Origin of the sequence: Herminiimonas fonticola, from assembly GCF_040395855.1 — a bacterium.
GTDB lineage: Bacteria > Pseudomonadota > Gammaproteobacteria > Burkholderiales > Burkholderiaceae_D > Oxalicibacterium > Oxalicibacterium fonticola_A.
Genome location: NZ_JBEBPO010000085.1, coordinates 1 through 10,682, shown reverse-complemented (window position 1 = coordinate 10,682; position 10,682 = coordinate 1). Strand labels below are relative to the sequence as shown.

13 protein-coding genes and 1 pseudogene are annotated in these 10,682 nt (G+C 53.6%); 5 read left to right on the top strand and 9 right to left on the bottom strand.

The window, feature by feature from the left end; translation table 11 throughout:
* Nucleotides 1–281, top strand: a pseudogene (locus tag ABWP27_RS10420) (D-serine ammonia-lyase); the annotation flags it as partial.
* Nucleotides 282–359: 78 nt separating this feature from the next.
* On the opposite strand, the gene ABWP27_RS10415 reads toward ABWP27_RS10420, so the two are convergent.
* A complete protein-coding gene (locus ABWP27_RS10415; RefSeq protein ID WP_353156336.1) occupies nucleotides 360–992 on the bottom strand; it encodes a 2OG-Fe(II) oxygenase in 633 nt (210 codons plus the stop codon).
* Between the two features lie 119 nt (nucleotides 993–1,111).
* Between ABWP27_RS10415 and ABWP27_RS10410 the strand changes: the two genes are divergently transcribed.
* The 4 genes from ABWP27_RS10410 to ABWP27_RS10395 all read left to right on the top strand — a co-directional run bounded on the left by ABWP27_RS10410 (nucleotide 1,112) and on the right by ABWP27_RS10395 (nucleotide 4,380).
* On the top strand, nucleotides 1,112–1,528 hold the full coding sequence (locus ABWP27_RS10410) for a MarR family winged helix-turn-helix transcriptional regulator (RefSeq protein WP_353156333.1): 417 nt from the start codon (nucleotides 1,112–1,114) through the stop codon (nucleotides 1,526–1,528).
* Between the two features lie 47 nt (nucleotides 1,529–1,575).
* Nucleotides 1,576–1,965, top strand: a complete 390-nt coding sequence (locus tag ABWP27_RS10405) for a tautomerase family protein (protein WP_353156331.1) — start codon at nucleotides 1,576–1,578, stop codon at nucleotides 1,963–1,965.
* Nucleotides 1,966–2,143: 178 nt separating this feature from the next.
* Nucleotides 2,144–3,772, top strand: coding sequence for a response regulator (locus ABWP27_RS10400; RefSeq protein WP_353156328.1), 1,629 nt, complete (start codon nucleotides 2,144–2,146; stop codon nucleotides 3,770–3,772).
* Entirely contained in the window at nucleotides 3,769–4,380 is a 612-nt protein-coding gene (locus tag ABWP27_RS10395) for a sensor histidine kinase (RefSeq protein WP_353156325.1), read from the top strand. Before ABWP27_RS10400 ends, ABWP27_RS10395 begins: the two co-directional genes overlap by 4 nt.
* A gap of 36 nt (nucleotides 4,381–4,416) precedes the next feature.
* Here the strand turns inward: ABWP27_RS10395 and ABWP27_RS10390 are convergent, their stop codons facing one another.
* From ABWP27_RS10390 to ABWP27_RS10355, 8 genes are all read right to left on the bottom strand, one after another.
* Nucleotides 4,417–5,091, bottom strand: coding sequence for an energy-coupling factor ABC transporter ATP-binding protein (locus ABWP27_RS10390; RefSeq protein ID WP_353156322.1), 675 nt, complete (start codon nucleotides 5,089–5,091; stop codon nucleotides 4,417–4,419).
* On the bottom strand, nucleotides 5,091–5,795 hold the full coding sequence (locus ABWP27_RS10385) for an ABC transporter permease (RefSeq protein ID WP_353156319.1): 705 nt from the start codon (nucleotides 5,793–5,795) through the stop codon (nucleotides 5,091–5,093). The genes ABWP27_RS10390 and ABWP27_RS10385 overlap by 1 nt, the downstream gene beginning before the upstream one ends.
* Nucleotides 5,796–5,908: 113 nt before the next feature.
* Nucleotides 5,909–6,754: a formate dehydrogenase accessory sulfurtransferase FdhD gene (locus tag ABWP27_RS10380; RefSeq protein ID WP_353156316.1), complete on the bottom strand. Its 846-nt coding sequence runs from the start codon at nucleotides 6,752–6,754 to the stop codon at nucleotides 5,909–5,911.
* A gap of 213 nt (nucleotides 6,755–6,967) precedes the next feature.
* On the bottom strand, nucleotides 6,968–7,294 hold the full coding sequence (locus tag ABWP27_RS10375; protein ID WP_353156314.1) for a hypothetical protein: 327 nt from the start codon (nucleotides 7,292–7,294) through the stop codon (nucleotides 6,968–6,970).
* Nucleotides 7,295–7,306: 12 nt separating this feature from the next.
* Entirely contained in the window at nucleotides 7,307–8,449 is a 1,143-nt protein-coding gene (locus tag ABWP27_RS10370; RefSeq protein WP_353156311.1) for a formate dehydrogenase subunit gamma, read from the bottom strand.
* Between the two features lie 22 nt (nucleotides 8,450–8,471).
* Nucleotides 8,472–8,699 carry a hypothetical protein gene (locus tag ABWP27_RS10365; protein WP_353156309.1) on the bottom strand — a complete coding sequence of 76 codons (228 nt, stop codon included), beginning with the start codon at nucleotides 8,697–8,699 and terminating at the stop codon, nucleotides 8,472–8,474.
* Nucleotides 8,696–9,325, bottom strand: a complete 630-nt coding sequence (gene fdh3B / locus ABWP27_RS10360; protein WP_353156306.1) for a formate dehydrogenase FDH3 subunit beta — start codon at nucleotides 9,323–9,325, stop codon at nucleotides 8,696–8,698. Before fdh3B ends, ABWP27_RS10365 begins: the two co-directional genes overlap by 4 nt.
* Before the next feature lie 77 nt (nucleotides 9,326–9,402).
* A partial coding sequence (locus ABWP27_RS10355; RefSeq protein WP_353156303.1) for a formate dehydrogenase subunit alpha occupies nucleotides 9,403–10,682 on the bottom strand: 1,280 nt, incomplete at its 5' end.

Genomic DNA, 10,682 nt, shown 5'->3' with positions numbered 1-10,682 from the left:
CGGCACAGTTATCCGGTGTGTTTACCGTGAGTGATCGCCAGTTGTACACGCAATTTCTCCAGGTATTGCGTACAGAAGATATTGCGCTGGAACCTTCTGCTGCAGCTGGTGTGAGTGGGCCTGACTGGCTAATGAGTAGCAACTCCGGCCGCAGCTATTTGCACCAACATGGCCTGGAACATCATTTGAACAATGCCACCCACGTCATCTGGACAACCGGTGGTTCGCTGGTACCACCCGAAGAACATCGCCGTTTCCTATCCATAGCTACCCAATATTAGGCCTGCCGCCAGGAAAACTGTGCCCTTGTCAGAAAGATAGGATGAGGGAGCTTTAGCAGCTCTGCAAATGTGATCTGGTCAGACGCGCCGCCTGAACCAACCTGCCAGCGACATGCGATCGCGCGTGGCCGGCAGCACTTCATGCGACATATCGGCAGACATGAACAACACAAGCCGGCCACCCAGTGGCGCAACATCTTCCGTATGATTTGCGTCAGTGTGCAGACGCAAGGCGCCTCCCTGCTCCGGCAGCCAATCCGGATTGAGATAAACCACAGCCGAAACGGTGCGGCAGTCATCATCCCTGAATCGGTCCAGATGCTTGCGGTAATACGTGCCGGGCGAATACATAGCAAAGTGACTTTCGTATTCATCCAGCCCCAGATAAAGCGTGCGGTTCAGCGCAATCCGTACATCTTCCATGATCTGCAAATAACGATCGCATGCCATAGACTGTCCGGCTTTCAGCCAGGCAATCTGATCGCCCCGAATGTCCGGCCGCAGCACCTGTCCGTCAGCACGACCAATACCGGCCGATTTCAATGAGCCGGCTGCGCTCATCTGCCGGCATTCAGCAGCCAATGCAATGATCAGCTCATCCGGCAGAAAAAAATCCTGCTGCAACCAGCCTTGTGTTTCCAGCTCATTGCAAATCTTCGCTTGCAATACGTCGCTAAAGCCTGCCTGAGCACGAGGGGGTTCTGAAAGCATCGTTGAGTTTTTCTGAAAACGTAATTGGGTGCAAATTGCCTGTGCATTATGCGCCCACTCAGACATGGCAAACGAAATTTATAGTTGCATAGCGAATTAAATTGACCTATTATCCTTTCATGTTCGATCACTGCCTCTATTTCAATACGACCGCCCTGGCTCGCGTTCTGGAACGCGAATGGAGCAAGGCGTTCAAGCCCTTCGGGCTGACGCCATCACAGGCATTCATGCTCAGGGTTGTCCTGAAGAAACCGGGCTTGCTGCAAAGCGAACTGGCAAAGGAATTGGCAATTTCACGCTCGACCGCTACACGTACGCTGGATGGCTTGCAACAGATGGGGATGCTTCAGCGTCAGGCGACAGAGAATGACGGCCGGGAATCTGCGATTCAGCCAACACCGATGGGAATCGCCATGCAGGAACAGCTTGATGCAGCCAGCGGAGAGGTAACGAAACGTTTGAAAAAGGAGTTAGGTATTGCTCATTTTGATGAAACAGTCAGCAAAGTGAGAACTGTTCGCTCAGTCATAGGCTGAGTATTTTTTAGTTAAATAGTTGCATAGCAAACTAATAGGAGCTTCAAATGCCCATACTCAATGTGAAAGTAAGTGCAAAAAAATCGCCTGAATTGACCAGGCAGATATCCGAACTGTTGCTCGATCTGACGACGCGCATCCTGAAAAAGAAACGCGAAGTAACGGCGATCGCCATCGATTTTGTCGAGCACGACAGCTGGATCGTCGGAGGTTATTCCCTCAGCGAGCAACAAAAGAACAGCTTCTACTTCGATATCAAGATCACCGATGAAACCAATACCAAGGATGAGAAGGCGCTTTACATCAAGGAAGCATTTGCCGGGTTCGCCCGCATCCTGGGGAATCTGCACGAAGAAAGCTACATCCATGTTCAGGACGTAAAAGCTGCATCGTATGGTTATGGCGGGTATACGCAAGAGTATCGCTATCACCATTAAGTTTTAGTGCTGAATGCCGCCTTGAATTGCAAACGAATTATTGGGTGAAACGGCATGCACAGGATGGCAGCGTGTGCATGCTGGTTTGCTCAACGTTGCAAACGTATTTTTACTTCCACACCTGCTTCAAATCTGGTGCCAGCATGTATGATGAAACATCCCTTCTGCTTCCTATTACATGGCAACCATCCTCAATAGCCGTCTTGCGAAACTCCGTGCACTGGTCGTTGATGACATGCCCGCCATGCGGCAAAACATCCGTACCCAGCTAGGCCAGTTAGGGATAGAACAGGTCGATCAGGCCGGCACGCCAAACGATGCGATCAAGTACATCCGCAATGCCAGCTACGATGTGATCGTCTGCGATTACAACCTCAACAAGGAAACCAACGGCCAGCAAATGCTGGAGTTTCTGCGTTCGCAAAAACTGCTCTCCCCTACTGCGATGTTTTTCATGGTGACGGCAGAAAGCAGTTACGACAGCGTTGCCAGTGCTGCCGAATTCCAGCCCGATGCATATATGGTGAAGCCGCTCACCGGCGGCAAGATTGCCGATCGTATCGAACGTCTGCTGGACCGGCAGCAGGCATTGAAACCGATCAGCGACAGGCTGCAGAAAAAAGATCTGGCCGGCGCCATCGCCGAATGCGACCGAGTGTTGAAAATCGAACCGAAGTGGATCGTCGACATACTCAAAACCAGGGCCGGCGCCGCGCTGGAATTGGGGCAGAACGACGAGGCTCGCTGCAGCTATCTGCAGGCTTTAAGCCTGCGTCAGGATCTGGTGTGGGCGAAGCTGGGACTGGCGCGCTGCGATCAGGCCGCGGGCCGGCTGGAGGAAGCCAAAACCATCGTGCAAGGCGTACTGGAGAAAAATGCACAATATGTCGATGCCTATGATTTGCTGGCGCAGATAGCCGAATCCCAGGGTGAGGATCAGCAAGCATTGGAGGCACTGAACAAATCGTATGACGTCATCCCGTCGGCACGCCGTAGCCGTATGGTCGGCGATGCAGCCTATCGCGTCGGTGATCTGGAGCAGGCACGCAGCGCATTCGATAAAGCCCTGAACCACACACGCGGCTCGCTGACTGCGCAAGCGTCGGACGCCCTGTCGCTGGCACAGGTGCATGTCGACATTGGCCAGGCCGGCAATGCGCTGGAAATACTGAGCACCGCTGCACAAGATCATCATGCAGATCCGGATTTTGCCAGCCGGCAGGCGATCATCGCCGCGCAGGCATTTGCCGGCCTGGGCGACATGACTTCCGGCAAGGCTGCATTTGAATCCGCCAAAGAACTGGCTGGCGATATACGTGCAGATGCCAATACGCTGGCATTGGCGAAAGCCGCATTTTGCGTCGGCATGCATGAAGAAGGTGCGCGCATCATGGCGAAAGCGATCAAGTCCGATCATGAGAATGCACGGCTGGTAGCGCTGGCACGCAAAGTCCTGAAAGATACCGGCAATGAAGCGCTGGTCGAAAAAATCATTGATGACGCAATCAGCGCGGGAGCATTGATTGTCGATGAGGCGACCAGGCTGATGCGTAATGGTCAGTTCGACGAATCGCTGGCCAAACTGGAAGAAGCGCTGAACGCCACACCCGACAATACCGGAGTGCTGCTCGCTGCCGCGCAACTGCATTTATTGTGGATGAGTCAGAAAGGCCTGGATCGCTCCTACGTCGGACGCGTCAACGGCTATCTGGCGCAGCTGGATGGGTTGATGCCGAACAGCGAACGCGTGGCCAAGATGTATCGCTTCCTGCGTGAAACGCTGGTCAAGGTCGCAAGAGAGGCATGACGATGAACCCTCAATTGACCGCTATCGTCGTGCACGATTTGAAAAATAAATTGGGTGTGCTGGAAGGCCAGTTAGCGACGCTGACCGCAGATCTCGATCAGCAGCAGGCGCTTCAGGCACATGCAAGCTGTGTTGCCCTGCGCGAAAAAATGATCGCCTTCCTGACTTTGTACAAAGCGACAGAACAGGGATTGAGCCCGCGTATAGAAGCAGTCAATCCGGAAGATTTTCTCAAGGAATTGATCCGAAACCATTCAAATCCGCGCCCGGAATTGAAACTGATGATGAATCGCGATGCGATACCGGCTATCGCATTTTTCGATGAACACCTGCTTGGATTGGCACTGGATGCAGCATTGCAAAACGCCACGCGCTTTGCAAAATCAAGCATAGAAGTCGCTTGCAGAAAAAACGCCGGGGAAATTGTTTTCACGGTACGTGATGATGGACCGGGCCTAGGCGCCACAGAAGAACAAACATCAACTGGCCTGGGTATGGCCTTGTGCGAGGCGATTGCGCAAGCACATGTCAACGGTGACAAACACGGCAGCACGCACTTGAATACGCTCGCGGATGGCGGTGCGCTTTTTACAATACGTTTACCGTAAGCAGAACACTTTCATTTTTAAACTGAGTCAGCGGACTCATTCACTGTGCGTATTGATCTGTCTCACTTCCAGCTTGCCATCGCGTATTTTCAGGCGCTGTATCCCGGGCAAGGCAATCAGGTCTCTATCATGGCATGCCATGACAACGCTGTTACCTTCGCTCACCAGCGTTGGAATCAGGGCAATCACCTGTTCGCGTGCTGCGCCATCCAGATTCGCCGTCGGCTCATCCAGCAAGAGCAGCTTGGGCGCCAGTACCCGCGCACGCGCAAGTGCAACGCGCTGCTTCTCGCCGCCGGATAGAAAATTCGGCACGCTCTTGCGCAAATGTGCAATACCGGCCCACTCTATCGCTTCTTCCACTTTTTCAGCGATGATATTTTTCGCTACGCCGCGCACAAGCAAACCGTAGCCGATGTTTTCCGCCACGCTGGTGGAAAACATCACCGGGTGCTGATGTACATAAACGATGGCATCACGCATCACGCGCGGATAAGGCGACAGGCTGGCGGATTTCCCTTGAAACCGCACTTCGGCTGCATCGACGGATTCCAGTCCGGCCAGAATACGCATCAGCGTACTTTTTCCCGAGCCATTGGCACCCGTCAGGACATAAGCCTGCGCTGGTGCGATCGACAGATTTTTGATATCCAGCAAACGGCGCTGATGAAAATTTTTCTGCAGATGCTGAATCGATAACAAGGCATCCATCACATATTCCTCGCAGGACGTGTATCGCCTTGCAGCAACATCATTCCCGCATTGATCAATAATGCAAAGGCAACCAGCACGATGCCGAGTGCAATACCTTGCGCAAATTCTCCCTTGCTGGTTTCCAGCGCGATCGCAGTCGTAATTGTGCGTGTTTCACCGGCGATATTCCCGCCCACCATCATTGCACAGCCGACTTCAGAAATAACGCGGCCAAAGCCATTGATCACTGCAGCCATCACACCGAAACGGACTTCATGCAATACCGTCAGCATCACACGCCATCTGGAGGCGCCATGCACGATGGCTGTTTCAGCCAGCCGCGGATCGGCCGCCTGGACTGCCGACAAGCTAAAGGCAATCAACACCGGCAGCACAATCAATACCTGTCCGAGAATGACGCTCGATTGAGTAAACAACCATTGCAGCGAACCGAGTGGCCCCTGGCGCGACAGCACCAGATACAGCAGCAAGCCTATCAGTACGGTTGGCAAGGACAAGGCTGCTTGCGCAAACCAGATGACGATGCGGCGTCCGACAAATTCGTGCGTCGCAATCAGGTAACCAAGCAGCACCGCAATCGGCGTGGCAATCAGCAGGCCGACTATCGATGTCTTGAGTGAAATCCAGACAATTCTCCATAGCACCGGATCGCCCGAAAAGAGCAAACCGAAAGCAGCCTGAGTGGCATCAATTAATGGCATGGGAAACGATGGAGTAAGTGACGACGAATGCTGTCGACTATTTATTGTGCAAAGGCAATTCTAGCGCACTCTAAAATATACCGGCGAAAGACCTGTCTGCAACACTGTTATGTTCAGGCAACGTGCAGTGAAGTGTCCAGCAAATGCGGTTCGTACACCATGCGCTCCTTGCCCGTCACCAATAAAAAGTGTTTACCGGTGCAACGTGCCAGCAAAGTCATATTGACCTTTTCCGCGACCAGATGGCCCATTTGCGTGGTGCCGGAACGCGAGATCAGGAATGGCATGCCCATCTGCGCACCCTTGATCACCATTTCGGAAGTCAAGCGGCCGGTGGTGTAAAACACCTTGTCGGCGCCACTGATATTTTCCAGCCACATGATGCCGGCGATGGAATCGACTGCATTGTGGCGGCCCACATCTTCAATGAAATATTGCAAATCGCCTTCAGATGAAAACAGCCCGCAGCCATGTACCGAACCTGCCTGTGCATACACCGAATCCTGCGTACGTATCGTGTTGACGATTTTGTAGAGCGTGGATTGCTTCAGCCTCGCATCGGATGGCAAAACCAGCTTATCGACTTCATCCATCAGGCCGCCAAACATCGTGCCCTGCCCGCAACCTGTCGTTACCACGCGCTTGGCCGTGCGTTCTTCGATGTTCGCTATGCCGCCGCGTGTAGTGACTGAAACCGCATGCTTGTCCCAGTCCACATGCACAGCAACGATTTCCTCAATCGTCTGCACCAGGCGTTGATTGCGCAAATAGCCCAGCGTGAGCGCTTCCGGCGCCGCGCCCAGCGTCATCAGGGTAATCAATTCACGACCATCAACGTAGACGGTCAGCGGACGTTCCGCCGGTATCGCGATGGTCGAAGCCTGCGCAGTCTCATCGATAGCCTGTACATCATGCGTCAGCTTGATCGGCGTACTGGTAAATTCTGGGCGATACGACATGGCAACTCATCTCGGGCAGCACAAACGGCCAGCCTCTGTTCATTATCGGATTCATGTTTCAACATGATGCGGGATATGCAGGAAAATACCGGCACCTGTAAGGGTGCCGCATATTTTCCTGCTACAGCGGGGATTATAACGGGAAGACAGGCACAGAGTGTGTCTGCTCAGACGTGCACCCGCATACAGGATGCGGGCGACCACTGGATACTGCTATTTTTTCGCGCCGGCTGCGGGAACCGGTTTGGCATCGGCTACGCCTACCGTCGAGGTCGCTACTTGCAAGGCGACATAAGGCCCCGGATTGCTACATGGCGGCACTTCGATTGCAGGCTTTGGCTTGCCTTTGCTTTTCAGGTAATTGGCCGCCACGCGATCCTGCACCTGGCACAACTGATACGCCGCAACCTTGTTGCTCCAGTCTGTCTTGTTTTTGGCTTCGGCAGCTTTTGCTTTCGCTTCGTCGCTCGGGGGCGGCAATGTTGCGGAAGCTATACCCACGACGGCCCAGCCCATCAGTGCAATCAATGATTTTTTCATTTGCAGGTCTCCTTAGACAGCCTTGGCTGGCACGCCGAGTTTTTCCGCGCCCTTGTCCGTACGTACACGCGCTACCTTGCCGCTTTCAATTTCTGTATACCAGATGTCATGGTGCTCCTTGGCCCATGCATCGTCTACATAACCGGTAGACATCGCTTCAAATGCACCTTCCATGCCGATGGTACCCATATAAATATGCGCCAGCGATGCGCTGAATATCAATACGGCAGCAGCCAGATGGATCACGTTGGCGATTTGCATATTGCCGCGTGTGTAAAGGATGCCCGGTACCAGCATATCGAGTACGAAACCGGATGCGCTGACGATCAATCCGAGAAATACCAGGCCGCCCCAGAACCACAATTTTTCACCGGCATTGAAACGGCCGGCGCTGGCATGGCCGCGTGCGCCGCCAAGATTTTTCAGCCATTGCCAATCCGACGGCGCAGGGAAATTATCCTTGACGAAGATCACGAACATGACAATCAGCCCAATCGTGAAAATCGGCCCGACGAAGTTGTGGATATTCTTGCCTGCGTAAGCGAGATAACCGAACACGGTATGCCCGAATACCGGCAGCACCACATATTTACCGAACAGCATGATCAATCCGGTCAATGCCAGTATCAGGAAGCTGATTGCCACTGTCCAGTGTGCCAGGCGTTCAATCGAGGTAAAGCGCTCGATCAGGCGACCGGTACGCGGGCTTTTCAATTTGATGCCACCGATCGCAAAATAAAACGCTGCGATCCCTACCACCGCGACGATGATCAGCCAGCCGCCATACGTCGTCAGCGGACCGTTACGATATTGCCGCCACGCTTCGCCTGCAGTTGTCGCGCGTGCCTGCCCGGGGAATTGCGCTTTCGGCTGAATCAGCACACCCGATTCCAGCGCCGGCAAACTCGAGTAATGTTCGCCGCCATCCTTGATCTGGCGATACACAGGCGCCAGATTGCCAGGCTGGACGCTTGTACGTTCAGCCTGATTCTGCTTCATGTACAAAATATCGTCCGATTCGATATTGGACATATTCTGTACTGCCGGCGGCGCTTTGGCGGCAGCAGCAGGCTCACTTGTCTGAGCCGACGCTATACCGGCAGTCGCTACAACTAGCGACAAACCGATAGCGAGTTTGGCGAACCATGTTTGCATGATCATTCTCCTCGCGAATGCATCAATTGACTTTTACGTACTCGTTCTGCTTTTGAGCACGTTCGTGCATTTGCCTGTCCCACTCGGTTTTATTGCCGGCCGTCCAGCCTTTGATGACATAGGGATCGTTCACAGCCCCCTTGTAAGGAGCTACATCGCCCGATACCCGTGCATCCGCCTGCGACTGGCTTTTTTCGCCGCAACCGAACATTGCCAATGCAAGCAATGAGACCAACAGTGCGCGCATCATGATTTTTTCTCCACTGGCGCTTTTGCCTCTGGATTATGTGACTTGCCGTAAGCCGTACCCCAACCCCAGACTTCGCTGCCTTTGCCCCGACGCAGTACACGTGCGCGCAAGATGTCGGCAATCACATCGCCATCTCCAGCCAGCAAGGCTTTGGTTGAGCACATTTCCGCACAGGCCGGCAGTTTGCCTTCGGCCAGACGGTTGCGTCCGTATTTTTCAAATTCCGCTTTGGAGCCATTTTCTTCCGGACCACCGGCGCAGAACGTGCACTTGTCCATCTTGCCGCGCAGACCGAATGCCCCGTTGGATGGGAATTGCGGTGCGCCAAACGGGCATGCGTAAGAACAGTAACCGCAGCCGATGCAAATATCCTTGTCATGCAATACCACGCCTTCATCGGTGCGATAAAAGCAATCGACGGGACAAACCGCCATGCACGGCGCATCGGAACAATGCATGCAGGCGACGGATATCGATTTTTCCTGTCCAATCAAACCATCATTAACGGTGACCACGCGGCGGCGATTGACGCCCCACGGTACTTCATGCTCGTTTTTGCAAGCGGTCACGCAACCATTGCATTCAATACAGCGCTCTGCGTCGCAGATGAATTTCATTCGTGCCATTTTGGTATCTCCTTAGCTGTTCTTATCCGTGTTCAACGCCGCATCTAACGGTTGTTTATTCGTCTTCGTACAGATAATCACGCTGTCGCTTTCTCGATATTGCAAATAGTCGTCTTCGTTTCCTGCATCATCGTGACCGAGTCGTAGCCGTAAGTCGTCGCAGTATTCACCGCCTCGCCACGCACGACCGGATGCGCACCTTCTGGATAATATTCAAGCAGATCCTTGCCCTGCCACCAGCCGGAAAAATGGAACGGGATGAATGCCGTATCTTCGCCCACTCGCATGGTCACCAGTGCCTTGACCTTGATCCGTGCGCCCGTCGGCGTGCTGACGATCACATACTCGCCATTGCGTATGCCGCGCGCACTTGCCGCTTTCGGATTGATCTCGACAAAGGCATCCTGCTGCAGTTCGGCCAGCCACGGATTGGAGCGCGTCTCTTCGCCACCACCCTCGTATTCGGTAAGGCGTCCGGAAGTAAGAATGATAGGAAACTTCTCGTACATCTTGGTTTCCACATTCTTCGCTTGCAGCGACTTGTACAAGGTCGGCATGCGCCAGAAGCCTTTTTTGTCGTCATGCGTCGGATACTTGGCGACCAGATCCGGGCGTGTGCCATAGATCGGTTCGCGATGCAGCGGCACGGCATCCGGGAAATTCCAGACGACAGCGCGGGCCTTCGCGTTACCCCATGGATGTACACCATGTACCTTCATGCAGACGCGTTGAATGCCGCCGGACAAATCGGTTTTCCAGTTCTTGCCTTCAGCCGCTTTCTTTTCGGCCTCAGTCAGATCATCCCACCAGCCGAGTTTTTTCAGCAGGATGTGATCGAACTCGGGGTAACCGGTCGTGATCTCCGAATCCTTGCTGTGCGAACCATCTTCCGCCAGCAGATTGACGCCGTCTTTTTCCACACCGAAGTTGGCGCGGAAGTTGCCGCCGCCGTCCATCATGCTCTTGGATGTGTCGTATAGATTAGGGGAGCCCGGATGCTTCAATTCCGGCGTACCGTAACAAGGCCACGGCAGACCGAAATAATCACCGCTTATGTCGTAACCCGTTTCAGCATCCTTGCCACTGGTACATTTCAATGTTTTCACATCGAACAGATGCATGTTGCGCATATGCGCTTTCAGGCGCATAGGCGACTGACCGGTATAACCGATCGTCCACGAGCCGCGATTGATTTCTTCCAGCATCGATTCCGGTTCCGGCTCCATCATGCCGCCTTTGCCAGGAACCAGTTTGATCTTGGCGACCAGTTCTTTGCCGAAACCAAGTTTTTGCGCCATCTGGTACATGATCATGTGATCGGTACGCGATTCAAACAGCGGCTCGATCACTTTTTCGC